Annotated in this window: 11 protein-coding genes; 7 read left to right on the top strand and 4 right to left on the bottom strand. The window is 73.8% G+C overall.

Translation table 11 applies throughout. The annotated features are described in order from the left end of the window. The 3 genes from ABZ457_RS13180 to ABZ457_RS13190 form a co-directional block, all read right to left on the bottom strand. On the bottom strand, window positions 1-732 hold the full coding sequence (locus ABZ457_RS13180; RefSeq protein ID WP_359157140.1) for a hypothetical protein: 732 nt from the start codon (window positions 730-732) through the stop codon (window positions 1-3). 176 nt (window positions 733-908) lie between these two features. Then, on the bottom strand, window positions 909-1,439 hold the full coding sequence (locus ABZ457_RS13185) for an SMI1/KNR4 family protein (protein WP_359157142.1): 531 nt from the start codon (window positions 1,437-1,439) through the stop codon (window positions 909-911). Window positions 1,440-1,623: 184 nt separating this feature from the next. After that, window positions 1,624-2,052 (bottom strand): nuclear transport factor 2 family protein, encoded by a 429-nt coding sequence (locus tag ABZ457_RS13190; RefSeq protein ID WP_359157144.1) that lies wholly within the window; start codon window positions 2,050-2,052, stop codon window positions 1,624-1,626. A 246-nt stretch (window positions 2,053-2,298) separates the two neighbouring features. On the opposite strand from ABZ457_RS13190, the gene ABZ457_RS13195 reads away from it, so the two are divergent. Next, window positions 2,299-5,448: a BTAD domain-containing putative transcriptional regulator gene (locus tag ABZ457_RS13195; protein ID WP_359157167.1), complete on the top strand. Its 3,150-nt coding sequence runs from the start codon at window positions 2,299-2,301 to the stop codon at window positions 5,446-5,448. Window positions 5,449-5,506: 58 nt separating this feature from the next. On the opposite strand, the gene ABZ457_RS13200 is transcribed toward ABZ457_RS13195, so the two are convergent. Then, entirely contained in the window at window positions 5,507-5,767 is a 261-nt protein-coding gene (locus ABZ457_RS13200) for a hypothetical protein (RefSeq protein ID WP_359157146.1), read from the bottom strand. Between the two features lie 344 nt (window positions 5,768-6,111). Here ABZ457_RS13200 and ABZ457_RS13205 point away from each other — a divergent pair, with 344 nt between their 5' ends. The 6 genes from ABZ457_RS13205 to ABZ457_RS13230 all read left to right on the top strand — a co-directional run bounded on the left by ABZ457_RS13205 (window position 6,112) and on the right by ABZ457_RS13230 (window position 26,659). Next, a complete protein-coding gene (locus ABZ457_RS13205) occupies window positions 6,112-7,458 on the top strand; it encodes a helix-turn-helix domain-containing protein (RefSeq protein WP_359157148.1) in 1,347 nt (448 codons plus the stop codon). A gap of 154 nt (window positions 7,459-7,612) precedes the next feature. Then, window positions 7,613-17,179 (top strand): amino acid adenylation domain-containing protein, encoded by a 9,567-nt coding sequence (locus ABZ457_RS13210; protein WP_359157150.1) that lies wholly within the window; start codon window positions 7,613-7,615, stop codon window positions 17,177-17,179. Then, complete coding sequence (locus ABZ457_RS13215) at window positions 17,176-17,994, top strand: alpha/beta fold hydrolase (protein ID WP_359157152.1); 819 nt, start codon at window positions 17,176-17,178, stop codon at window positions 17,992-17,994. Before ABZ457_RS13210 ends, ABZ457_RS13215 begins: the two co-directional genes overlap by 4 nt. Window positions 17,995-18,102: 108 nt before the next feature. Beyond that, window positions 18,103-19,137, top strand: a complete 1,035-nt coding sequence (locus ABZ457_RS13220; protein ID WP_359157154.1) for a TauD/TfdA family dioxygenase — start codon at window positions 18,103-18,105, stop codon at window positions 19,135-19,137. 8 nt (window positions 19,138-19,145) lie between these two features. Continuing rightward, window positions 19,146-21,071, top strand: coding sequence for a non-ribosomal peptide synthetase (locus ABZ457_RS13225; protein ID WP_359157156.1), 1,926 nt, complete (start codon window positions 19,146-19,148; stop codon window positions 21,069-21,071). Between the two features lie 59 nt (window positions 21,072-21,130). Further along, window positions 21,131-26,659 carry a condensation domain-containing protein gene (locus tag ABZ457_RS13230; RefSeq protein WP_359157158.1) on the top strand — a complete coding sequence of 1,843 codons (5,529 nt, stop codon included), beginning with the start codon at window positions 21,131-21,133 and terminating at the stop codon, window positions 26,657-26,659. Window positions 26,660-26,690 lie beyond the last annotated feature (31 nt).

Below are 26,690 nucleotides of genomic sequence, written 5' to 3' on the forward strand. Positions count from 1 at the left end.
TCAGACCGGCGCGCTCCAGGCCGTCGTCAGCCCCTCCAGCCACACCGGCGGCAGCTCCGCCGCGTCCCATTCCTCCCGCAGGGCCGACGGGGCGGCCGAGAGGCGCTCCAGCACGGCCATGCTGGTGGGGGAGTGCAGCAGGGAGTACCGCCCGTGGATCGCGATGCGGCTGCCGGGCCCGTACCGCGCGTACAACTGTTCCAGGTGCGCGCGGTGGGAGGCGTTGAACTCCGTCAGCCGCCCCGCGTACCCGGCCCGCTCCCTCGGGGGCATGGTGGCGAGGACGGCGGTGAGCACCCGGTCGGACTCCTCCGGATCCAGGTCGGAGACACCGGTGAAGGACAGGTACAGCGACATGACCGCGACCTTCGCCCGCTCCAGCTCCATCTTTCCGACCGGGCGGCGCACGTCCGAGCCCGCGCCCGAGGCGTCCGTGCCGAGGGCCCGGGTCAGGGCGCGCTCGGCGAGCTCGTCGAGTTCGCCGGTGACGGCGAGCGCGCCGTCGAGCCAACCGGACGCGTAGAGCTCCCCCTTGTCGCCGGGGGCGCTCCGCGGGACGTCGCGGATCTCCTTGTGCGCGAGGGCGAGGGCGCCCGCCTCCACCAGCCCGATCAGCTCCTCCGCCTCGCCGGCCGGGAACCCGGCCCGGCCGAGGAGCTGGACCAGCGTCCTCTTCGCGTTGAGGACACCCGCCTCGTCCACCTGCTGCCGTCTTGCTTCGGCGGCGCTCAATCCGTCCTCCTTGTCGCACGGGCGTCGCGATGCGCGTCTGCGGAACGCCCCGGTCGAAGGTCCAACGACCGGGGGCCGTGCTGCGCTCCCTCCGGAGCCGCAACGATCGCACAGCCGCGTGCGCGTGTCCGGATCCGCCACCCTGCGGCGTCACGGTGGAGACCGGCTCGTCCGCGTCAGCGGCAGAGGGCGTCGATGTCCTGCGCGCACGCCGGGAACTCGGCCCGCGCGGCCGCGAGGATCTCCCGGGCGGACCGGCGCGGGGTCGTGGCGTGCCGCTCGGCGAGCGCGGTCAGCGCCGGGTCGGGGCGGCTCTCGTGTGCGTCGTACTCGACCGCCTCCATCGGGCCGATGCCGTCCGCGAGCACCCACAGGAAGTCGGACAGGTTCCCCACGACGACTCCCCGCGCGCCCTCCGAGCCGAAGAACACCACCGGCTGCTCGGCCGGCGCCCGCCCGGGCCGCACGCACCACAGCGCGGCCAGCCCGCCGGTCCCGTCCTGCCCGAAGACCCGGTAGGCCCCGCCGTCGGCCTCCGGGTTCCCGGTCCAGCTCCGCAGCCAGTCGGTGGTCTCCTCGGCGGAGTCGAAGGCGTCATAGGGTTCGAAGTCGATCCCGTCGCCGTCGGCGTAGTCGAACTCCGTCACGGCCACCTCGGCCAGGGCGGGGGGAAAGGCGCGGTCGTGGTCCGTCGTCGTCTCGGTCATCACCGCAGGCTATCCGCCACCTCGGACACCCGGCCCGCCCCGCCCGCACGCCCGGGAGGAGCCGGACCCCGCCCGCCGACCGGGCCCGTCCGCCCCGCCGACCCGAGTCGCCCGCCCCGCCGACCCGAGTCGCCCGCCGGGCCGACCCGGCCGCGTGCCGGCCCCGGGGCCACCACCGGGGCGGTCAGGGCCCCGCGTCCCCCGGCGCCAGGTGGTAGTAGCGCGTGCAGCCCCGCACCATCCCGTCGTCCGCGATGCTGAAGAAGTCGACGAAGCGCTGCTCGCGGCCGGGCGCCGCGTCCGGGAGGACCCGCCGCCCGGCCGCGACCACGCTGCGGTCCTGGGCGATGACCCGGTCGATCTCGTGGCGGGCCGTCGGGTCGGCGTGGCGGCGGTGGGCCTGAAGGACCGCGGTGCGGCCCTGGACCGGGTCCATGCCCGGCAGTTCGAACACCACGCGGTCGTGCAGCAGGGACGCGCACGAGTCCAGGTCACCGGCGTCGAGGTAGTCGTAGACCAGGCGGACATGGTCGATGCCCGCTGCGGTGACCAGGTCGACCGGGCCCCACGGGCCGGCCGTCGCGGTGTCGCGTACGTCGTCATGGCTGTTCAACTGTCGCGCCTCCTTTCACGTTCGGTGAGCGATTCTGCTGCCCGGCCCCAACTCCCCGTTATCGCCGTCCTATCCCGCCTCGACCGGGATCTTCACGCCATGGACAGGGTGGGGAGAGATGTGGAGACTGTCCTCACTCGATCCTGACATTCCGGCCTGCCGGCGCGAACCACGGCCTGTCGACTCATTCGTTGCATGGGGGATTCCTTGGCTGACGGCATCGGGGAGAGAGACCACCTCCCGGACATGTCGCCGCTCACCTTCCGGGTGCTGGGACCGTTGCAGGTGCAGGGGACCGACGGGCCCCTGCGCGTGCCTCCCGGGCGTCAGGAGGTGATCCTCGCGGCGCTGCTGCTGGAGAGCAACCGGGTGGTCAGCACCAACCACCTCGTGGACCTCATCTGGGAGGACAACCCGCCGGAGACCGCCCGCACCCAGGTGCAGATCTGCGTCTCACGACTGCGCAAGCTGCTCGCCGCGGCGGCCGGCGAGGCCTCCATCAGCACCCGCCCGCCGGGGTACGTCCTGCACACCGACGCCGGGAACGTGGACGCGGCGCTCTTCACCACCCTGGTGTTACGCGCCCGTGGCCTGCGCGAACGCGGCGAGGCGGACGAGGCCGTACGGCTGCTGCGGACCGCCGTGACCCTGTGGCAGGGCGACTGCCTCTCCGGGCTGGACAGCGCCCCGCTCGCGAACAAGGCGTGCCAGTTCAACGAGGAGCGCCTGGCCGCCCTTGAACTCCGTATCCGGCTCGAACTCGAACTCGGCCGCCACGACCGGCTGGTGGGGGAGCTCCAGCGGCTCACCCATGAGCATCCGCTGCGCGAGAAGCTGCACGGCCTGCTGATCCAGGCCCTGTACTGGTCGGGCCGGCAGGCCGAGGCCCTGGAGGCGTTCCGCACCGCCCGGCGGTACCTCGCGGAGGAACTCGGTCTGGAGCCCGGCAGGGAGCTGAGGGAGCTTGAGGCCGCGATCCTGGCCGGTGAACTGCCGCCGCCGGTGAGCGAGTTCCCGCCATCGGCGCGCGAGGTCCCACGGTCCCATGAGGCCGTGCCGACGGGCGATTTCCAGCCGTCCGGCAACGGCTTCCGGTCGTCCGGGAACGGATCCGGGCCGGCCACCGTCGGGGCTCCGCGCCGCGCACCCGCCGGGAGTCCGTCTGAGGAAACGGTTCAGCCGGACGCGGGACCCGGGGCGCCGGTCACAGCGAGTGACGGCGCCCTCCCGGCCGCCGCGCCGCCCCCGGGCGACCACCCCGCCGACGCCGTCCCCCACCAACTCCCGGCCGAGGCGGCCGACTTCGTCGCCGACACCGCCCAGCGTGCCGCCCTGGAAGAGGCTCTCACCGGCGGGCCGGGCCGCCGCGGCACCGTCGGACTCGCCGCCATCACCGGCAAGCCCGGCACCGGCAAGTCGACCCTGGCCGTCCATGTCGCCCACGCCCTCGCCGAGGCCGGCTTCCCCGACGGGCAGCTCTACTGCGACCTGCGCGGCACCAGCGGCACCCCCGCGACCCCCGTCGAGGTCCTCGGCAGATTCCTGCGCGCCCTCGGCATCCCCGGCCAGCTCATCCCCGAATCCCTCGACGAACGCGCCGAGATGTACCGCACCCGGCTCGCCTCCCGCCGCGTCCTCGTCGTCCTCGACGACGCGGCGGCCGAGGGGCAGGTCCTGCCGCTGCTCCCCGGCAGCCGGGGCTGCGCCGTCCTCGTCACCAGCCGCGCCCGCCTCACCGCCCTGCCCGGCGCCCACCGCGTGGAACTCGACGTCCTCGACGAGGACCGGGCCCTGGAACTGCTCGCCCGGATCGTCGGCCGGGAACGCGTCGCCCATGAGGCGGTCGCCGCCGAGGCCCTGGTCCGCAGCGTGGGACGCCTCCCGCTCGCCCTGCGGATCGTCGCCGCCCGCCTCGCCGCCCGCCCCCACTGGCCGCTGGCCTCCATGGTGCAGCGCCTCGCCAACGAACGGCACCGGCTCGACGAACTCGCGCACGGCGAGATGACCATGCGCGCCAGCCTCGCCCTCACCTACGAAGGACTCGCCCCGCAGGACCGCGGCCTGCTGCGGCTGCTGAGCATCGCCCGCGCCCCCACCCTGCCGAGCTGGCTGCCCGGCGCCCTCCTCGACGACCACCGCCCCTTCCCCTCCGACCTCATGGAACCCCTCGTCGACGTGCAGATGCTGGACGTCGCCGGAGTCGAGCCCACCGGCGGCTTCCGGTACCGCTTCCACGAGATCATCCGCGTCTACGCCCGCGAACAGCTCGCCGCCCAGCACCCGCCCGAGGAACGGCATGCCGCCTTCGCCCGGATGGCCGGCGGCTGGATGCACCTCGCCCAGCAGGCCCACCGGAAGGTGTACGGCGGCGACTTCACCGTCCTGCACGGCGAGGCCGCCCGCTGGGAGCCGCCCGCCGCCTACACCGACGAGGCGCTGGCCGAGCCGCTGGCCTGGCTCGACGCGGAACAGACCGCGCTCTGCGGCATGGTCGAACAGGCCGCCGAGGAAGGACTGCACGACCTCAGCTGGGACCTCGCCACCTCCCTGGTCACCCTGTTCGAGGTGCGCGGCCACTACGACCTGTGGGAGCGGACCCACCTCAGCGCGCTGGCCGCCGTCCGTAAGGCCGGCAACCTGCGGGGCACCGCGGCGATCCGGGCCTCCCTCGGCTCCCTCTATATGAGCCGCAACCAGTTCGACACCGCGCGCCAGTCCCTCACCTCCGCGCTCGACGTCTTCCAGGCCCTCGACGAGCCCACGGGCGAGGCGCTCTGCCACCGCGACCTGGCGCTCATCGCCCGCACCGGCGGCGACGACACCACGGCACTGGAGCTGTACGGCCGGTCCCTCGCCGACTTCGACCGGGCCGGCGACGTGGTGGGCCGGGCCATCGTGCTGACCCAGAGCGCCCACATCCGGATGCGCCAGGGCGAGACCGACATGGCACAGAAGCAGCTCGACGAGGCGCTCGCCGTCTACGAGGAGATCGGATACACCGGCGGCCGGGCGCGGACCCTGCGGCGCGTCGGGCAGTTGCTGCTGGAGCAGGGCCGCAACGATCTGGCCGTGCTCACCTTCGCGGAGGTACTGGAACTCTGCCGCGAGTCCGGCGACGTGATCGGGGAGGGGCACCTGCTGCGCGATCTGGGGCGGGCGTTCGCCCTGATGGGCCGCCCGGACCGGGCCAGGGACTTCTACGACCGTGCCGTGGCCGCACGGGAGAGGATCATGGATTTTAGCGGTGGCGCACTGGCCCGCCTGGACCTGGCCAGGCTGCTGGCGGAGGAACCGGGGCGTTCCCGGGAACTGCTGACGCCGGCGGTCGAGGTGTTCCGCGAGCGGCGGATGGTGCGGGAGCTGGCGGAGGCGGAACGGCTCATCGGAGCCTGCTGACCGCGTCCACTCGGGGGAGGGGCGGGGGCTGAGCGCTGGGGCAGCGGGGCGGCCCGGGTCAGTCCCAGGGGTTGTTGGCGGTGGTCGAGCCGCCCGTGGAACCCGAGCCCTCGGCCGAACCGGAGCCGGAACCGGAACCGTCGGTCGAACCGGAACCGGAACCGTCGGCGGGGACGGTGGTCGCGGTCGCCCCCGGGGGCGTGGCCGGCGCGGCCTCGTCCGCCTGGGCCGCGCCCAGCCCCGCACCCGTCACCAGGACGATCAGCGCGGAGGTGACGGCGGCGCGGAGGACGTTGCGGGTGGCGGCGGTCTTCTGCATCGGGTTCTCCCTGAGGTCTTCGGGGCCGGCGTTTCCTTGTGACCACCACGCTAGGAACGGCCGGATTCACGGGACCGCTCGCTGCCCTATCCCCCCGCTATCACCGGACGGCCCTTTCCCCGCCCGGGCGCCGGCCCGCTATCACCGGCCCGTCACCGCAGGTCAACCGCTGTCACAGACGCCACATTCGTCCCTGGCGCCCCCGGTTAACGACGGGATGCCCCTCCGATAGGCGCGTCCCGACGATGGGGGACAGCAGACGGCGAGGCACCAGCCCGGACCGGCGACCCGACCCGGGTCCCGCGTCCGGCACTCGCCCCCCACTCGACCAGCGGGAGCTCTTCATGACGACCGGTCTCTCCCCGGAGGGCGGCACCACGACGGCGATCGCCGCCCTCGGCACCCTCATCCGCGGCCACCGGCTCCGTATCGGCCTCACCCAGCGCGAACTCGCGGACCTCTCCACCATCAGCGTCCGCGCCATCCGCGACCTGGAGAAGGGGAAGGCCCAGCGCCCGCGCACCGACACCATCCGCCTCATCGCCGACGGACTGCGCCTCGGCCCGAGAGCCCGGACCGCCCTCGAAGACGCGGTCAGACGCGGACACCCCGGCGCCTCCGCCCGGCATCTGCCCATGGAGCGATCGGCGCCGCCCGTCCCCCTCCACCCCCTGGTCGAACGCGGGGCCGAGGCCGCCGTCGTCACCGAGGAACTGCGCACCGGGGCCGAACGCCTCGTCACCGTCGTCGGGTTGAGCGGCGTCGGCAAGACCCGGCTCGCCCTGGAAGTCGCCGCCCGGCTGCACGAGACCGGACTCCCCGTCCTCTGGCACACCGCCCCCGGAGCCGTCGCCGACTGCCTCCCCGCCGACGACGACCCGCTCGCCGCCCTCACCGCCGACTGCGCCGCCCACCTGCGCGGCGAGGGTCACCCCGACGACCTGCCCCCCGCCCTCGCCCTCGCGCTCGGCGACCGCGGCGCTTTCCTCGTTCTCGACGGCGCGGAGCCCGCGACTCTCGACGCCCACCGCCTCACCCGGCTGCTCCGGGACGTCCCCGGCCTGCGGCTCCTGATCACCGCCGACGAACCCTGGAACGTCCCCGGCGAACGGCTCTTCCTCCTCTCCCCGCTGGAGGCCCCCGACCCGGCCCGGGGCGGTGTCCGACCCGACGCGCCCGCCGTCCGGCTCTTCCTCGGCCGGCTGCGCCGCGTCCGCCCCGACCTCGTCCCCGACGAGCAGGACCTCGCCCATATCGCCGAGGTCTGCCACCGCCTGGACGGCCACCCGCTCGCCCTCGCCGCCGCCGCGTCCTGGCTCACCGTCTGCGACCTGCCCACCCTCCGAGGCATCGTCGAGTCCGACCCCGCCGCCCTCCTCGACCACCTCGCCGACGGCCGCTCCGGACCCCGCCTCCAGGACCGCGTCGCCCGCACCCTCGGGGCCCTGCCGCCCGGCCACCGGGACCTGATCACCGGCCTCTGCGCCGACGGTGACGGCGAGTTCGTCCTCGAAGACGTCCTGCGGCTCACCGGCCGGCCCCTGCCGCACTGCGGCCGCGTCATCCGCGACCTGCTGATCAGCGGTGTCGTCCGCCCCAGCACGGACGGCGGCCGCTCGGCCTTCCGCGTGCTCTGCGTGGTCCGCGCCCTGGCCGCCGCCCCGGTGCCTGCCGGAACGGCTGCCGCCTGACTGCCGCAGCACCCCCGATCCGCTGGCGTACCGCCGGATCAACTGCCGCTCCCGGCACCCGTCCACGGGTTGTATGGCCACTGCGCCGCCGCCCCGCTCGTGCCGCCCGCAGGGCCATCGCCCGCCCCCAGCCGTGACTTCCCCAGGAGCCCCCATGCCGTTCGGCCCGCCCGTCGTCCCCGCACCGGCCCCGGTCCGGCTGCCGCTCTCGGTGGCCCAGCGGGACATCTGGACGGCCCACACCCTCGACCCCACCGGCGTCAAGTACAACGTCGCCGAGTGCCGCGAGATCAACGGCCCGGTGGACCCGGAGCTGATGGACGCCGCCTGGCGCCGGCTCGTGGAGGAGGCCGACTTCCTCCGCATCAGCGGCTTCGAGGACGACGGCGAGCAGATCCGCCAGGTCATCGACCCCGACGCCGGCGACCGGCGGCTCCCGTTCACCGACGTCAGCGGCACGGACGACCCCGAGGCCGCGGCCTGGCGGCTGATCGACGCCCTGATCACCGCACCCTTCGACCTCGCGGGCGGGGCCCCGCCGGTCCGCTGCGCACTGATCAGACTGGACGAGAAACGGCACTTCTACTTCTACGGCTTCCACCACCTGGTCGTCGACGGCGTGGGCGTGTCGATGGCCCTCGCCCGGCTCGTCGAACTGTACGAGCGGGCCGTCGCCGGGGAACCCTGGGGCGACTCACCGTTCGGGGGCCTCGCCGAACTCCTCGCCGAGGACGCCGCGTACCGGGACTCCGAGGAGGCCGCCGCCACCCGCGCCGCCTGGCGTGACCACCTCGCCGGTGCCCCCGCCGGACCCGCCGGACCCGCCGGACTCGTCCGGGGCACCGGCCGTGCCGCCCCCGCCCACGGCGGCCTCGCCTTCGCCCGCCGCAGCGTGCACATCACCGCCGAGGACGCCGACCGGCTGCGCACCGTCGCCCGCGGTGAGCGCGTCTCCTGGTCCGTCCTCCTGATCGCCCTCTTCACCGCCTACCTCCACCGCGTCACCGCACGGGACGAACTCGTCATCGCCCTGCCCGTCACCGGCCGCACCACCCGCCTCGCCCGCAGCACCCCCGGCATGATGTCCAACATCGTCCCCCTGCGGCTCCGCGTGAACCCCGGGGAACCCCTCCGCGACCTGGTGCGGACCGTGGCGGCCGAGGTGAAGCACGGGCTGCGCCACCAGTCCACCCGCTACGAGGACCTGTGCCGGGACGCCGGCGCCCTGGACGGCTCCGGCACCCGGGGACTCGCCACCCCCGTCCTCAACATCATGGGCTTCCACGGCGACCTCACCGTCTGCGGACACCCCACCGTCAACCACAACATCAGCAACGGCCCCGTCGGCGACCTCGCCGTCGCCGTCCTCGACCTCGGCGCCGCACACGGGCTGCGCATCGACTTCGACACCCCGGTCGAGGGCGTCGACCCAGCCGCCGTCGCCGCCCACCAGGACCGGTTCGCCGCCTTCCTCACCACCGTCCTCGGCGCGGCGGCCGACCCGACGGGACGCGCGGTCGGCGACCTGGACGTGCTGACGGAGGCCGAGCACACCGCCCTGACCGGCCCCTGGGCCGGGCCCCTCACCGACCCGGTGGACACCACCCTCGTCGCACGCTTCGAGCAGCAGGCCGAGCGCTCCCCGGACGCCGTCGCCCTCGTCGACGCCGACGGACACCTCTCCTACGCCGAACTCAACACCGCCGCCAACCGCCTGGCCCACCGCCTCGCCTCCCGGGGGCTCGGCCGTGGCGACCTGGCGGGCGTACTCCTGGAACGCGGCATCCCCTTCGTCACCGCCCTCCTCGCCGTCCTCAAGACCGGAGCCGCGCACGTCCTGCTCGACCCCGACTTCCCCGGAGAACGCCTCCGCTCGGCGGCCACCGACGCCGGTATCACCCACCTCGTCACCCGCCCCGGGCTCGCGGAACGCGCCGACGGGCCCTGGACGGTGCACGACGCGGACCCGGACGCGCCCGGGTCGGGGAGCGGGTCCGGGAGCGGCGACAACCTCGGCGTGCCCGTGAGCCCCGAGGACCCGGCCTGCCTGATGTTCACCTCGGGCTCGACGGGACGGCCGAAGGCCATCCTCTCCTCCCACCGCAACCTGGTCGCCACCCTGATCGGCCAGCCCTACCTGCCCACCGGCCCCGAGCAGGTCTGGCTCCAGTGCTCCCCGGTCTCCTGGGACGCGTTCAGCCTGGAGCTGTGGGGAGCCCTCCTGCACGGCGGCACCTCGGTCCTCCAGCCCGGCCAGAAGCCCGAACCGGCCCTGGTCGCCGACCTCGCCCGCCGGCACGGCGTCACCACGCTCCTGCTCTCCGCCACCCTCTTCAACTACCTCACCGACGAGCACCCCGAGGCCTTCGAGACGGTCACCACCGCGTTCACCGTCGGCGAGGCCGCCTCCCCCGCCCACGTCCACCGACTGCGGCGGCTCCGGCCCGGCATCACGGTCCTCAACGGTTACGGCCCCGCCGAGGTCATGATCTTCGCGACCACCCACACGGTGGGGGAGGAGGCCGGCCCGTCCGCCCCGATCCCCGTCGGGACGCCGCTGGTCAACAAACCCGCCCATGTGCTCGACGGGCGCCTTCGGCTCTGCCCTCCGGGTGTGACGGGCGAGCTGTACGTGGGCGGCGACGGCCTGGCCCACGGCTACCTCGGCCGGCCCGACCTGACGGCGTCCCGTTTCGTTCCGAATCCGTTCGGTCCGGCGGGCGGGCGGCTGTACCGCACGGGTGACCTGGCCCGTTTCGACGCGGACGGCCGGCTGGTGTACGAGGGTCGGGCGGACGACCAGATCAAGATCCGTGGTTTCCGGGTCGAGCCGGGCGAGACCGAGGCCGCGCTGCTCACCCACCCCGGGGTCACCCGGGCCGTGGTGACCGTGCATCAGCAGCGGCTGGCCGGGTATGTGGTCGTGGCAGGGGAGACCGACACCGCCGAGATCCGCCGGCATGTCGCCGACCGTCTGCCGGAACACCTCGTCCCCACCTACCTGACGGTCCTCGACCGGTTGCCCGTCACCCCCAACGGAAAGATCGACAAGCGGGCACTGCCGGAGCCGGTGGCCGTCCAGGAACCGACCCGCGCACCGCGCGACCGCACCGAAGAGACCCTCGCCGCCCTCTTCGCCACGGTGCTGGAGACGACCGGCCCGGTCGGCATCGACGACAGCTTCTTCACCCTGGGCGGTCACTCACTGCTCGCGGCCCGGCTGACGAACCGTGTCGCCGAGGCGCTGGGTGTACGGCTGACGATCCGGGATGTGTTCGGGCAGCCGACGGTGGCCGGTCTGGCGGAGCTGATCGCCGCGCAGGGCGGTAGCGCCGCACTGCCCGCGCTCGTTCCGGGCGAGGGCGACCCCGATGGCGATGACGCCTTGGCCCCCGTGTCGTTCGCGCAGCGGCGGTTGTGGTTGCTGGCACAGCTCGACGGTGGGAGCGCTGCGTACAACGTGCCGATGGTGGTGCGTCTGGACGGCGGTGCGCTCGATGTGGACGCGTTGGAGTGGGCGCTCGGGGATGTGGTGGAACGGCATGCTCCGCTGCGGACGGTGTTCGAGGTGGTGGACGGCGAGCCGCGGCAGCGGGTGCTGCCGGTGGAGCGGGCCGGGGTGTCCGTCGAGCACCGGCGGGTCGAGCCCGCCGAGCTGGACGCGCTGCTGGGCGAGACGGCGGGGCGGGTCTTCGACCTCGCGTCGGAGATCCCGTTGCGGGCCTGCGTCTTCGACCTCGGGAACGGCTCGTCGGTGTTGTCGCTGGTGCTGCATCACATCGCGACGGACGGGGTGTCCAACGGAGTGTTCTTCGGGGATCTGGAACAGGCGTACGCGGCGCGCGCGGCCGGTGGGAAGAGCAGTGCCCTCGAACCGCTGCGGGTGCGGTACGCGGATTACGCGGCCTGGCAGCGGCGAGTGCTGGGGGCGCCGGACGACGCCGGGAGCGTGCTCAACCGGGAGCTGGGCTACTGGCGCGAGACGCTGAAGGACCTTCCGGAGGAGCACGGTCTGACGCTGGACCGCCCCCGTCCTGCGACGGCCTCGCACCGTGGTGGTCAGGTGGAACTCGACCTGGGCGAGGGCCTGTTCACGCGAGTGAGGGAGGTCGCGCGGGCGGAGGGTGTGACCCCGTTCATGGTGGTGCACGCGGCCCTGGTCGCTGTGCTGAGCCAGCTCGGCGCAGGGGAGGATCTGGCGATCGGGTCGCCTGTGGCGGGGCGCGGTGACGAGGCACTGAGCGGGCTGGTCGGCTTCTTCGTGAACACGCTGGTGCTGCGGACGAGCAGTGCGGGTGATCCGACCTTCCGTGAGCTGCTGGGACGGGTGCGTGCGGCGGATCTGGACGCCTTCGCGCACCAGGAGGCGCCGTTCGATCTGGTCCTGGAGGCGATCAACCCCTCTCGGACCCTGGCCCGCCATCCGCTGTTCCAGATCTGCCTCACCCTGGAGACCGACGAGCCCGGGGCACACCTCACGCTCCCTGGCGCCGGGACCGGCCGCGTCGAGAAAACGTCCAGTGGGTCCGCCAAGTTCGACCTGGAGGTCTTCGTCCGCTCGGAGGACGACCGCGCGCTGCGGGCCACCGTCCTCTTCGCCGCCGATCTCTTCGACGCGGCGACCGTGCGGCGGTTGGGCAGTGTCCTGGGCCGGGTGCTGCCCCAGGTGCTGGCCGACCCCGGGGTGCGGCTCTCGCGTCTGGAGACGCTGTCCGCCGAGGAGCGTGCGCTGCTGACCGGGCCGTGGGCGGGGAGCGTCGCCGAGACGGGTGACGGGACGCTGGTGGGGCGGTTCGAGGAGGCAGTCGTTCGGCATCCGGAGCGGACGGCGATCGTCGACGGGGACCGGGAGTTGACGTACGCCGAACTCAACTCCTGCGCCAACCGCTTGGCCCATCGCCTGCGGTCCCACGGCCTGGGACGCGGTGATATGGCGGGGGTGCTGCTGGAGCGTGGCGCGGACTTCGCCGTCGCCCTCCTCGCGGTGACCAAGACGGGTGCCGGGTACACCCTGCTGGACCCGGACTTCCCCGATGAGCGCCTGCATGCGGCGGCCACCGACGCCGGCATCGGCGTCCTGGTCACCGAGCCGGACCTCGCGGCACGGCTCGACGGGACGTGGACCACGGTCCTGGCCGATCTGCACGACCTGGCCGGCCTGCCGTCCGCCAACCTGGCCACGGAGGTCACCGGGGACGACATCGCCTGTCTGATGTTCACCTCCGGGTCGACCGGGCGGCCGAAGGGGATTCTCTCCTCGCACCGCAACCTGGTCTCGACGGTCACCGCCCAGACGTACGGTTCCTTCGGGCCGGACGAGGTGTTCCTCCAGTGCTCGCCCGTGTCCTGGGACGCGTTCAGCCTGGAGTTCTGGGGAGCCCTCCTCCACGGCGGGACGACCGTGCTCCAGCCCGGCCAGCGTCCGGAACCCGCCCTGATCAGCGAGTTGTCCCGCCGGCACCGGGTGACGATGCTTCAGCTGTCGGCGAGCCTGTTCAACTTCCTGGTGGACGAACACCCCGAGGCGTTCGACTCGGTCACGGTGGCCTTCACAGGCGGTGAGGCCGCGTCCCCCGCCCACGTCCATAAACTCCAGCGGCTGAAGCCCGGCATCGTGATCGCCAACGGCTACGGCCCTGCCGAGTCCATGGGCTTCACCACCACCCACGCCATTGAACCGGGCGACGCGCCCCACACCCTCGTCCCGATCGGCGTACCTCTGATCAACAAGGGCGCCTATGTGCTCGACGCACACCTCAACCTCTGCCCGCCCGGTGTGACGGGGGAGTTGTATCTCGCGGGGGAGGGCCTGGCCCATGGCTACCTGGGCCGACCGGACCTGACCGCCACCCGTTTCGTCCCCAACCCCTTCGGTGGCCGGGGCACCCGCCTCTACCGCACCGGCGACCTCGCCCGTTTCGACGCCCACGGCCGTCTGGTCTACGAGGGTCGGGCGGACGACCAGATCAAGATCCGTGGTTTCCGGGTCGAGCCGGGCGAGACCGAGAGTGTGCTCCTGACCCACCCCGAGGTCACTCAGGCCGTGGTGACCGCACACGAGCAGCAGTTGGCCGCGTATGTGGTCGTGGCAGGGGACACCGACACCGCCGAGGTGCGGCGGCATGTCGCCGATCGTCTGCCGGAACACCTCGTCCCGACCCATGTCACCGTTCTGGAGCGGCTGCCGCTCACCCCGAACGGCAAGGTCGACAAGCGTGCCCTGCCCGCCCCCGCGCCCCTCACCACCGGCGGGCGCGCCCCGCGCACGCCCCTCGAAGAGACCCTGCTCGCCCTCTTCGCCCGCACCCTCGACACCCCCACCGACGCCCTCACCATCGACGACAGCTTCTTCACCCTCGGCGGCCACTCCCTCCTCGCGGCCCGGCTGACGAACCGTGTCGCCGCGGCGCTGGGCGCCCGCCTGACGATCCGGGATGTGTTCGGGCAGCCGACGGTGGCCGGCCTCGCCGAGCTGATCGCCGCCCAGACCGGCACCACGGCCCTCCCGCCGATCCTCCCTGGCGAGGGCACCCCCGGCGGCGACGACGCCTTGACCCCGGTGTCGTTCGCACAGCGGCGGTTGTGGTTGCTGGCACAGCTCGACGGTGGGAGCGCTGCGTACAACGTGCCGATGGTGGTGCGTCTGGACGGTGGTGCGCTCGATGTGGACGCGTTGGAGTGGGCGCTCCGGGATGTGGTGGAGCGGCATGCTCCGCTGCGGACGGTGTTCGAGGTGGTGGACGGCGAGCCACGCCAACGGGTGCTTCCCGTGGAGCGAGCACGGATCTCCGTGGAGCGTCGCCGGGCCGGGGCGGCCGAGGTGGATGCCCTCCTCGCCGAGGCCGCCGGGCGCGCGTTCGACCTGGCCTCGGAGATTCCCGTGCGAGCGGTGCTCTTCGATCTCGGGGACAGTTCGGCCGTCTTGTCGCTGGTGCTGCATCACATCGCGACGGACGGGGTGTCCAACGGAGTGTTCTTCGGGGAATTGGAGCAGGCGTACGCGGCCCGCGTGGCCGGTGAGGAGAGCAGTGCTTTGGAGCCGTTGGGGGTGAGGTACGTGGACTATGCGGCATGGCAGCGGAGGGTCCTTGGCGCCCCGGACGACCCCGGGAGCGTCCTGAACAGAGAGCTGGGCTTCTGGCGCGAGGCGCTGAGCGCGCTCCCGGAGGAGCACGGCCTGACGCTGGACCGGCCCCGGCCGGCGACCGCCTCGCACCGCGGTGGGCAGCTTGAACTCGACCTGGGCGAAGCCGCCTTCGAGCAGGTCACTGCTCTGGCCCGCGCCGAAGGCGTCACCCCGTTCATGGTCGTCCATGCGGCCCTGGCCGCGGCGTTGAGCCGACTGGGCGCGGGCGAAGACCTCGCTATCGGATCACCGGTGGCGGGCCGCAGCGACGAAGCATTGAGCGGGCTGGTCGGCTTCTTCGTGAACACGCTGGTGCTGCGGACGAGCAGTGCGGGTGATCCGACCTTCCGTGAGCTGCTGGGACGGGTGCGTGCGGCGGATCTGGACGCGTTCGCGCACCAGGAGGCGCCGTTCGATCTGGTCCTGGAGGCGATCAACCCGTCCCGGACCCTGGCCCGGCACCCCCTGTTCCAGATCTGCCTCGGCCTCGAAGTAGGCAGCCGCCCGGCACTCTCCCTGGCGGGTGTCCGCACGGCCACGGTCTCCGGCACGGCGAACGGCGCGGCCAAGTTCGACCTCGAATTCCTGGTCCGATCCGACGACAGCCGCCGCCTGCACGGTGCGATCCTCTTCGCCGCCGATCTCTTCGACGCGGCGACCGTGCGGCGGTTGGGCAGTGTCCTGGGCCGGGTGCTGTCCCAGGTGCTGGCCGACCCCGAGGTACGGCTCTCCCGCCTGGAGACCCTGTCAGCCGAGGAGCGTGTACTGCTGACCGGGCCGTGGGCCGGCACGGTCGCCGAGACGGGTGACGGGACGCTGGTGGAGCGGTTCGATGAACAGGCCGCCCGAAACCCGGAGCGGACCGCCATCGTCGACGGAGACCGGACACTCACCTACGCCGAACTCAACTCCTGCGCCAACCGCTTGGCCCATCGCCTGCGGTCCCACGGCCTGGGACGCGGTGATATGGCGGGGGTGCTGCTGGAACGCGGCGCGGACTTCGCCGTCGCCCTCCTCGCGGTGACCAAGACGGGTGCCGGGCACACCCTGCTGGACCCGGACTTCCCCGACGAGCGCCTGCGGTCCGCCGCCGAGGACGCGGGAATCCGCCATCTCGTCACCCGCCCGGCCCTCGCACACCGCCTCGACGGACCGTGGGCCGTCCACACCGACACACCGGACACCCTCACCTCCGAGAGCACCGACGACCTCGGTGTCCCCGTCGGACCCGAAGACCCGGCCTGCCTGATGTTCACCTCCGGGTCGACTGGGCGGCCCAAGGGGATTCTCTCCTCGCACCGCAACCTGGTCTCCACCGTCACCGCCCAGACGTACGGTTCCTTCGGGCCGGACGAGGTGTTCCTCCAGTGCTCGCCCGTGTCCTGGGACGCGTTCAGCCTGGAGTTCTGGGGAGCCCTCCTCCACGGCGGGACGACGGTTCTTCAGCCCGGCCAGCGTCCGGAGCCGGTGCTGATCAGCGAGTTGTCGCGTCGGCACCGGGTGACGATGCTTCAGCTGTCGGCGAGCCTGTTCAACTTCCTGGTGGACGAGCACCCGGAGGCGTTCGACTCGGTCACCGTCGCGTTCACCGGCGGTGAGGCCGCGTCCCCCGCCCACGTCCATAAACTCCAGCGGCTGAAGCCCGGCATCGTGATCGCCAATGGCTACGGCCCTGCCGAGTCCATGGGCTTCACCACCACCCACGCCATTGAACCGGGCGACGCGCCCCACACCCTCGTCCCGATCGGCGTACCTCTGATCAACAAGGGCGCCTATGTGCTCGACGCACACCTCAACCTCTGCCCGCCCGGGGTCACCGGTGAGTTGTATCTCGCGGGGGAGGGCCTGGCCCACGGCTACCTGGGCCGACCGGACCTGACCGCCACCCGTTTCGTCCCCAACCCCTTCGGCGGCCGGGGCACCCGCCTCTATCGCACCGGCGACCTGGCCCGCTTCGACGCCCACGGCCGTCTGGTCTACGAGGGCCGGGCGGACGACCAGATCAAGATCCGTGGCTTCCGGGTCGAACCCGGCGAGACCGAGGCCGCGCTGCTCACCCACCCCGACGTCGCCCAGGCCGTGGTCACCGTCCACCGGGACCGGCTCGCCGCCTACCTCGTCACCGCGCGGGACACCGCACCGGACGAGATCCGCCGACATGTGGCGCACCGGCTGCCCGAGCACCTGGTGCCCACCTACCTGACCGTTCTGGAGCGGCTGCCCCTCACCCCGAACGGCAAGGTCGACAAGCGTGCCCTGCCCGCCCCCGCGCCCCTCACCACCGGCGGACGCGCCCCGCGCACGCACCTCGAAGAGACCCTGCTCGCCCTCTTCGCCCGCACCCTCGACACCCCCACCGACGCCCTCACCATCGACGACGACTTCTTCGCCCTCGGCGGCCACTCCCTCCTGGGAGCCCGCCTCACCAACCACATCGCCGGCGCCCTCGACGTCCGCCTCACCGTGCGGGACGTGTTCCAGCACCCCACCGCGGCCCGGCTCGCGGCGCACATCGACACCCTCAGGACCACTCCGGCACGGAAGGCGCGACCCGCCCTCCGCCGCCGCACCGAGACAGATCGGATCAGCTCATGAGCAGCAACGACGCCACCACCTCCCCGAGCCCCGAGGCCGGTCCCGGCCCCGCCCCCGAGGACGTCGTCTGGGACCTCCCCGGGGACGCGCCGCACCGCCTGTCGCTGCTGGTGCTCCCGCACGCCGGCGGCAACGCCCACGCGTACAGCGTCTGGCGCGAGCACCTGCCGGCCGATGTGCGGCTGCTGATCGGCCAGTACCCGGGCCGGGGCGCCCGCTACTGCGAGGACCTGCCCGGCTCCGTCGACGACCTGGCCCTGCCGGTGGTCGACGCGCTTCCCGCCGACACCGGCGCCCTGGTCGTCCTCGGCCACAGCATGGGCTCCCTGGTCGCCTTCGAGGTGACCCGCGCCCTCCAGGCCGCGGGCCGCACCCCGCGCGGACTGATCGCCTCCGCCTGCCGGGCGCCCGTCCTGCCCAACCAGTGCCCCGTGTACCCCGAGCGGATGGACGACGACGAGCTGGTGGCCGCCATCAAGGCGCGCGGCGGCACGGACGACGGCATCCTCGACGACCCGGAGCTGCGCGAGATCGTCCTGCCGTCCATCCGGGCCGACTTCGCCATCGACGACGTCTACCGCTGCACCGCCCCTGGCGTGCGGCTGGACTGCCCGGTCGCGGTCTTCGGCGGCGACACCGACCCCATCGTGCCGGTCGGCATGCTCGCCGGCTGGTCCGGGGTGGCCGGGCACGAGATCGAGCCCGAGGTGCTGCCCGGCGACCACTTCTACTTCCAGCAGGACCTGCCCGGCTTCTTCGCCCGGCTGAACCCGGTCCTCGAAGCCCTCCACGGCACCGCGGCCACCAGCGCCTGAGGTCCCGTCACGACCGGTTGCACTCAACGGGCCTGCCCGGCGGTCCCGCCACCACCCCACCCGCACCCCGGACTCCCACAGAAGACACAGAAGACAAGGAACCCCGCCATGACCACCTTCGCGCCGAACCCGTCCACCGCCGGCCCGACCGTCGTACGGGAGCCCGGCAAGCCGGCCCTCGTGCAGGCGCCCCACTTCGCGACCCTGGCCGAGGCCACCGCCTGGCTGACCGCCCAGCGGTCCGCGATCCAGGCCGAACTGCACCGCTCCGGCGCGCTGATGCTGCGCGGACTGCCGGTGACCGACGCGGCGGACTTCGCCGAGGCGCGGGACGCGCTCATCGCCCAGCGCGCCGGATACAAGGAGAAGGCCACCCCGCGCACCGACTTCGGCGAGGGCGTCTTCTCCTCCACCGACCTGCCGGCCGCCCAGCCGATCCGCCTGCACAACGAGAACAGCTACACCCTGGACTTCCCCGGCGTCCTCCTCTTCGGCTGCGTCACCGCCTCCGAGACCGGCGGCGCCACCACCATCGGCGACATGCGCAAGGCGCTCGCCCTGCTCCCGCCGGAGCTGGTCGCCCGGTTCGCCGAGGCGGGCTGGCTGCTGATCCGCAACTACTCCGACCTGGCGGGCATGCCCTGGCGCAAGGCCTTCTCCTCGGAGGAGCCGGCGGGCGCCGAGGCGTACTGCGACGAGCACGCCATCGGCTACGAGTGGCTGGACGAGGACACCCTGCGGACCCGCCAGCTCCGCTCCGCGATCATCACCCACCCGGTGACCGGCGAGCAGGTCTGGTTCAACCACTTCGCCTTCTGGAACGCCCGCAGCCTGGACGAGGACGTGCGCGAGGTGCTGACCGAGACCTTCGGCGCGGACGGCCTCCCGTTCGACACCCGGCTCGGCGACGGCACCCCCCTCACCGACTCCGAGGTGGACGCGATCAACGCGGCCTACCAGGCCGTCACCGTCCGCGAGAGCTGGCAGAACGGCGACCTGATGCTCGTCGACAACATCCTCTGCGCCCACGGCCGCGAGTCCTTCACCGGGGACCGCAAGATCCTCGTCGCGATGGGCGAGCCGGTGCCGCTGTCCGACTGCTCCCCGACCACCGCCCCGTCCGCCTCTCCGTACGGAATGTGAGCCCCGACATGACCGCCGTCCTCCCCGAGCGTTCCGCCGCGCAGCTCTCCGACTGCCGTGGTGCCGGTGCCGCGAGCGGCGCCACCGACCTCGCCGTCTGCGCCTGCGGCTCCTGCGCCGCCGGGACCGGCGCGGCCGACCTGATGGCCCGGCTCGCCGCCGTCCCCGGCGACCGCGGTGCGGTCGTCGCCGGTGACCGCACCCTCACCTTCGGTGAACTGCGCGCCGAGGCCGCCGCCGTCGCCGCCCGGCTCACCGCCCTCGGCGCGGGCCCGGAGAGCGTCGTGGCGCTCTGTCTGCCGCGCGGAGCCGCCCTCGTCACCGCCCTGGTCGGCACCCTCGCCGCCGGCGCCGCCTACCTCCCCGTCGACCCGGCCCTGCCCGCCGAGCGCCGCCGCTACCTCGTCGAGGACTCCGGCGCCGACCTGGTCGTCGTCGCGGACGGCGCCGAGGCGGCCGAGGCCCCGGCCGGCGGCGCGGGGACCGTCACCGTCGCCGAACTGACCGCCCCCGCAGCCGAGACCACCCCCTTCGCACCGGTCGCCGTGACCGCCGGCACCCTCGCCTACGTCATCTACACCTCCGGCTCCACCGGACGCCCCAAGGGCGTCGAGATCGGCCGAGGCGCCGCCTCCCTCCTTCTGCGGGAACTGGAGTCGGCGGGCGCGGCCACCGGCGAGGGCCGCAGGGTCGGCTGGAACGCCTCGCCCTCCTTCGACGCCTCCGTGCAGCAGTGGGTCCGGCTCTCCCGGGGCGACACCCTCGTCATGATCGACGAGGAGACCCGCCGCGACCCCGCCCTGCTCGCCGCGTTCATCGACGCGCACGCCCTGACCGACCTCGACATCACGCCCTCGCACGCCGATCCGCTGCTCGACCTGCTCACCCCCGACGGCGGACCCCGCCCGCTGACCCTCCTCGTCGGCGGCGAGGCGATCAGCCCCTCCCTGTGGGACCGCCTCGCCGCCGCCCACGCCTCCGGACTGCTGCGCGCCCTCAACGTCTACGGCCCCACCGAGTGCACCGTCGACGCCACCTCGGCCTGGATCGACGCGCCGGGCGCACCGCATATCGGCACCGCCCTGCCCGGACTGCGGGCGCTCCTCCTGGACGAGCACCTGGCCCCGGTCGCCCCGGGGGAGACCGGAGAGCTGTACCTCGCGGGCCCGCGCGTCGGTCGCGGCTACCGGGGCCGCCCCGCCCTCACCGCGGAACGTTTCGTCGCCGACCCGTCCGACCCGTCCGACCCGTCCGACCCGTCGACCCCGTCGCCCGGCGTCACGGGCGGGCGTATGTACCGCACCGGCGACCGCTGCCGCCTCCTGCCCGGGGGCCGCCTCGCCTACCTCGGCCGCGCCGACGGCCAGGTGAAGCTGCGCGGCCACCGCATCGAACTCCCGGAGATCGAGGCCGCCCTGACCCGGATCGGCGGCGTCCACGAGGCGGCCGTGATCCTCGGCGAGGACGCCTCGGGCAGCGCCTGCCTCATCGCCTACCACCGGGGCGGCGACGCCGACGCCCTGCGTCCCGCGCTGTCGGCCGCCCTGCCCGCGTACATGGTGCCGTCCGCGTTCGTCGCGGTGGACCGCTTCGCCACGACGCCGAGCGGCAAGCTCGACCGGTCCGCGCTGTCCGCGCTGGTCGCGGCCCCGGAGGAGCAGGACCCGGCCGGCCCGGCGGACGCGGACGGGCTGAACGGCCCGGCGGAGGAGCTGATCGCCCGCGTGTGGAAGCAGGTCCTGGGCGCCGCGTCCATCGGCCCCGAGGACAACTTCTTCAAGCTCGGCGGCCACTCCCTGCTCGCCATCAAACTCGCCTCCCGGGTACGCGCCGAACTCTCGGTGACGCTGCCGGTCAAGGCCGTCTACGCCAACCCGCGGCTGCGCGACCTCGCCGCCCGCATCGAGGAGCTGACGGCCGCGCGGGATGCCTGACCGCCGACCGCACCGGCCGCCCACCCACTCGTCACCGCAACCCCCGAGGAGCAGCAACCGTGATCCCCCTGTCCTATGCCCAGCGTCGGCTGTGGTTCCTGAACCGGCTGGAGGGTTCCTCCTCGGCCTACAACGCTCCGCTGGTCCTGCGGCTGGGCGCTCTGCCGGATGCCGTGGCCCTGGAGGCGGCGGTGCGGGACGTGGTGGAACGGCACGAGGTGCTGCGCACGGTGTACCCGGCGCGGGACGGTGAGCCGTACCAGGAGATTCTGGCTCCGCCCCGGGTGCCGTTCGAGGTGGTCGCGTGCGGGGCGGCGGACGTGGACGAGCGGGTGACCGCCTTCGCCCGGCTATCACTCGACATCACCTGTGAACTGCCGCTGCGTGTAGGTCTGTTCGCGGTGGACGACGGGACGGCGGTGCTGGTGCTGTCCGTGCATCACATCGCCACCGACGGCTGGTCGGTCGGCGTCCTCCTCGGCGACCTGGACGCGGCCTACCGGGCCCGCGCCGAGGGCGGCGCCGCGCAGTGGGAGGCGCTGCCCGTCCAGTACGCGGACTACGCCCTCTGGCAGCGGGACATGCTCGGCGACCCCGAGGACCCCGACAGCACCGCACACGAGCAACTCGCCCACTGGCGGAAGGCGTTGGACGGCATCCCGGCCGAGACCCGGCTGCCCGCCGACCGGCCCCGGCCCATGGAGCCCGGCCACCGGGGCGCGGTCGTGACGGCGGAGCTGGACGCGGCCACCCACCGGGCGCTCCTCGGTGTGGGCCGGGCGCAGCGCGCCACCTTCTTCATGGTGGTGCGGGCGGCCCTCTCGCTCGCGCTGCGGGCGGCCGGCGCGGGCACGGACCAGGTCGTCGGTACACCGGTGGCGGGACGGCCCGAGGAGGATCTGCACGAGCTGGTCGGCTTCTTCGTGAACACCCTCGCCCTGCGCACGGATCTGTCGGGCGATCCGACCCTCGCCGAGTTGGTGGCCCGGGTCCGGGACGGGGACCTGGCCGCGTTCGCCCATGAGGACCTGCCGTTCGACCTGCTGGTGGAGGACCTGAACCCCGAACGGTCCCTGGGCCGTCACCCGTTCTTCCAGGTCATGGTCAGCACCGGGACCCGCCAGGAGAAGCAGCCCGCCCTCGGCGGCCTGTCGGCCGAACTCGACGACGCCGACCTCGCCACCGCCAAGTTCGATCTGAGCTTCTCCTGCCTGGAGACCCGGGCCCCGGCGGGCGAACCCGGCGGGCTGACCCTGGGACTCCAGTACGCGACCGATCTCTACGACGAGGAGACGGCCGCCCTGCTCCTCGATCTCTTCCGGCGCTCGCTCGGGATCTTCGCCGCGCAGGGCGAGGACACACCGCTCAGCGCGGTCGAGCTGCTGACCGGGGCGGAACGGGACGCCCTGGACCGCCGCCACCGGGCGCTCGCGGACGCCGCCGAACGGCGCGCGACGCCCCCCACCGAGAGGCCGACGCCCTCCGCGTCCCCTGCCGACCCCCGGGAGGAGATCCTGCGCGGCCTCTTCGCGGAGGTACTGGGCCGGGAGGAGGTCGCGGCCGGGGAGAACTTCTTCAAGCTGGGCGGCCATTCACTCCTGGCCGGCAAGCTCACCAACCGCATCCGCGCCGCGCTGGGCGCGGAGGCCGCGATCCGCGATGTGTTCCTCGCGCCGTCTCCCCGGCAGTTGCTGCGCCGCCTCGCCGGGCGAAGCACCGATGTGACCCGGCCCCCGCTGTGCCCCGTCCCGGCCGAGAAGCGCCCGGAGCGCGTCCCGCTCTCCTTCGCCCAGCGCCGGCTGTGGTTCCTGAACCGGCTTGAAGGCTCTTCCTCGGCCTACAACGCACCCCTGGTACTGCGCCTGGACGCCCTGCCGGACCCCACCGTGCTGGCGGCGGCCGTGCGGGACGTCGTCGAGCGGCACGAGGTGCTGCGCACGGTGTACCCGGCGTGGGACGGTGAGCCGTACCAGGAGGTGCTGGACGCGCCGCGTGTGCCGTTCGAGGTGGTGGCATGTGGGGCGGCGGACGTGGACGAGCGGGTGACCGCCTTCGCCCGTCTGCCGCTGGACATCACCCGTGAACTGCCGCTGCGTGTAGGACTGTTCGCGGTGGACGACGGGACGGCGGTGCTGGTGCTGTCCGTGCACCACATCGCCACCGACGGCTGGTCGGTCGGCGTGCTCCTCGGCGATCTGGACACCGCGTACGGGGCGCGGGCCGAGGGCCGGGCCCCCGACTGGCCGCCGCTGCCCGTCCAGTACACCGACTACACCCTCTGGCAGCACGAAGTCCTGCTCGGCAAGCACGGTGAACACGGCATTGCGGAAGCGCAGTTGACACACTGGCGGAAGGCGTTGGACGGCATCCCGGCCGAGACCCGGCTGCCCGCCGACCGGCCCCGGCCCACGGAGCCCGGCCACCGGGGCGCGGTCCTGACGGCGGAGCTGGACGCGGCCACCCACCGGGCACTCATCGGCGTCGCCCGCGCCCGGCGCGCCACCTTCTTCATGGTCGTCCGGGCCGCCCTCGCCCTCGCCCTCCGGGCGGCCGGCGCGGGCACGGACCAGGTCGTCGGCACACCCGTCGCCGGACGGCCCGAGGCGGGCCTGCACGAACTGGTCGGCTTCTTCGTGAACACCCTCGCCCTGCGCACCGACCTCTCCGGCGACCCGACCCTCGCCGAGCTGGTGGCCCGCGTCCGGGACGGCGACCTCGCCGCGTTCGCCCACGACGACCTCCCCTTCGACCTCCTCGTGGAAGACCTCAACCCCGAACGCTCCCTGGCCCGTCACCCCTTCTTCCAGGTCATGGTCAGCACCCAGACCGCCGAGGACCCCTCCGTCCGGCTCGGCGGCACCCACGGCACCCTGGACGGGGCGGACCTGGCCACCGCCAAGTTCGACCTCGGCTTCCACTGCGCCCAGACCCACGGCCCCGACGGTGAACCCGCCACCCTGCGCCTCGGGCTCCAGTACGCGACCGAGCTGTACGACACCGAGACCGCCGCCCTCCTCCTGGACCTCTTCCGCCGCGCCCTGACCGCTCTCGCCGAGCACGCCGACGACGCCGAGGACACACCGCTGAGCGCCGTCGCCCTGCTCACCGACGCCGAACGCGACGCCCTCGACCGACGCCACCGGGCACTCGCCGACGCCGCCGCCCGCCGGACCGCACCCCGCACCGACGAGGAGACCCCGTCCGGCTCCGGGGCGGCGGCCGACCCCCGGGAGGAGATCCTGCGCGGCCTCTTCGCGGAGGTGCTGGGCCGGGAGGAGGTCGCCCCGGGAGAGAACTTCTTCAAGCTGGGCGGGCATTCGCTCCTCGCCGGCAAGCTCACCAACCGCATCCGCGCCGCCCTCGGCACCGAGGCCGTGATCCGCGATGTGTTCCTCGCACCGACCCCCCGCGGGCTGCTGCGCCGCCTCGCCGCACAGGCCGCCGGTCCGGCCCGGCCCGCGCTGCGGCCCGTACCGGCCGAGGAGCGTCCCGCGCGCGTCCCGCTCTCCGCCGCGCAGCTCCGCCTGTGGTTCCTGGGCCGGCTGGAAGGGCCCAGCGCCACGTACAACATCCCCGTGGTGACCCGGCTGCACCGGCCCGTCGAGCCGGACACCCTGGCGGCGGCGCTCGCCGATGTCGCCGGGCGGCACGAGGTGCTGCGGACCGTCTACCGTTCCGCGGACGGCGAGCCCTACCAGGAGGTCCGCGAGGACGCCACGCCCGTCCTCGAACAGGTCCGCGCCGAGGGGCCGGAGGCCCTGCGGACCGCCGTCGACGCGGCGGCCGGACATGTCTTCGACCTGGCCGCCGAGATCCCGTTCCGGGCCTCCCTGATCACCGGCGGCGACGGGCGGCAGACCCTGGTCCTGCTGGTCCACCACATCGCCGGCGACGGCTGGTCCACCGCCTGCCTCCTCGCCGATCTGGACACCGCGTACCGGGCCCGCTCCGAGGGCCGGGCCCCCGACTGGCAGCCGCTGCCCGTCCAGTACACCGACTACACCCTCTGGCAGCACGACCTCCTCGACGGCGAACACGGCATCGCCCAGGCGCAGTTGACGCACTGGCGGACCGCACTCGACGGCCTGCCCCCGCTGCTCGCCCTGCCCACCGACCGGCCCCGGCCCGTCGAGAGCGACGGGGCGGGCGCCCTCACCGCCTTCGAGGTGAGCGCCGCCACCCACCGGGGCCTGCTGCGCTGCGCCCGGGAGCACGGCGCCACCCTGTTCATGGTGGTGCAGGCCGCGCTCGCCGCCCTCCTCACCCGGCACGGCGCCGGCACCGACGTGGCGATCGGCACCACCGTCGCGGGCCGCGCGGACGACGCCCTCCACCCGCTCGTCGGCTTCTTCGTCAACACGCTGGTGCTGCGCACCGACACCTCCGGCGACCCCGAGGCCGGTGAGCTGGTGCGCCGTGTCCGGACGGCCGGGCTCGGGGCCTACAGCCACCAGGACCTGCCTTTCGACCGGCTCGTCGAACACCTCAGCCCGCACCGCTCCGCCGCCCACGCCCCGCTGGTGCAGGTGATGCTCCAGGTGCACGCCGCCGCCGGGGGACCGGCCACCGCCCCGTCCGCCTTCGACGGTGACCCGGTCGCGTTCACCGGCACCGGCGCCAAGAGCGACCTCACCTTCGCCCTCACCGAGCGGGCCGACGCCGACGGCGCACCGGCCGGACTGCGCGGTGCCCTGGAGTACGCCACCGCCCTCTACGACGCGGACACGGCGCGGCTGCTCGCCCGGCGGCTCGTCGCGACCCTCGACGCGTTCGCCGCCGACCCGGCGGTGCGGGTGTCCGGCACGCCCTACGCCCCGCCCTCCGAGCCTGGGCCCACTCGGGAGACCGTTCTCGACGAGCACGGCCGCCCCGCGCCCGTCCGCGTCCCCGGCGAGGTCCACACCCGCACCCCCGACGGCACCCTCCACGCCACCGGCCGCCGGGCCTATCTCGCCCCCGACGGCGGCTCCCTGCGCCCCGTCGCCACCCTCACCGCCGGCGGCGGCTACCCGGTCGAGCCCGGCCGTGTGGAGGCGGTCCTCCTCGCCCACCCGGCGGTCACCGAAGCGACCGTCGCCGTCCACGAGGACCGGCTGTACGCGTACATCACCCGTGCGCCCGGGGCGGCGCAGACGGAGGCGGAGCTGCGCGGCTGGGCCGCCGAACGGCTGCCGGAGTACCTGGCCCCGGTGCGGATCGTGACCGGCCGGCCGCCCGCCCCCGGCGAGCAGCCCCGCACCGAGGAGGAGCCGCCGGAGGCGCCGTCCGCCGACCCCCGGCAGGAGCGCCTGCTGCTCCTCTTCCGGGCCGTCCTCGACGGCCGCCCGGTCGGCCCGGACGACAACTTCTTCCGCACCGGCGGCCACTCCCTCCTGGCCGTCCGGCTCCTCAACCGGATCCGCGCCGAGTTCGGCCAGGACCTGACCCTGCGGGACCTGTTCCGCAACCCCACGGCCGCCTCCCTCGCCCACCGCCTCGCCGAGACCGACCGCACGGCAGACGGGCCCCGGCCCACCGCGCCCCACCCGCCCGCCCCCGCCCCGACCCTCCGCCGCCGCACCCGCGCGGGCGCCCGCCACGGCGGCTGACCCGCCCCCGGCCGGACGCCGGCCAGCGGCA

Origin of the sequence: Streptomyces sp. NPDC005805, from assembly GCF_040630445.1 — a bacterium.
In the GTDB taxonomy this organism is placed as follows: domain Bacteria; phylum Actinomycetota; class Actinomycetes; order Streptomycetales; family Streptomycetaceae; genus Streptomyces.

Bases quoted from the DNA above. Each gene is read 5' to 3' on its own strand.
- ABZ457_RS13220 (WP_359157154.1), top strand. From the start codon at position 18,103: ATGACCACCTTCGCGCCGAACCCGTCCACCGCCGGCCCGACCGTCGTA.
- ABZ457_RS13225 (WP_359157156.1), top strand. From the start codon at position 19,146: ATGACCGCCGTCCTCCCCGAGCGTTCCGCCGCGCAGCTCTCCGACTGC.
- ABZ457_RS13205 (WP_359157148.1), top strand. From the start codon at position 6,112: ATGACGACCGGTCTCTCCCCGGAGGGCGGCACCACGACGGCGATCGCC.
- ABZ457_RS13195 (WP_359157167.1), top strand. From the start codon at position 2,299: ATGTCGCCGCTCACCTTCCGGGTGCTGGGACCGTTGCAGGTGCAGGGG.
- ABZ457_RS13185 (WP_359157142.1), bottom strand. From the start codon at position 1,439: ATGACCGAGACGACGACGGACCACGACCGCGCCTTTCCCCCCGCCCTG.
- ABZ457_RS13210 (WP_359157150.1), top strand. From the start codon at position 7,613: ATGCCGTTCGGCCCGCCCGTCGTCCCCGCACCGGCCCCGGTCCGGCTG.
- ABZ457_RS13200 (WP_359157146.1), bottom strand. From the start codon at position 5,767: ATGCAGAAGACCGCCGCCACCCGCAACGTCCTCCGCGCCGCCGTCACC.
- ABZ457_RS13215 (WP_359157152.1), top strand. From the start codon at position 17,176: ATGAGCAGCAACGACGCCACCACCTCCCCGAGCCCCGAGGCCGGTCCC.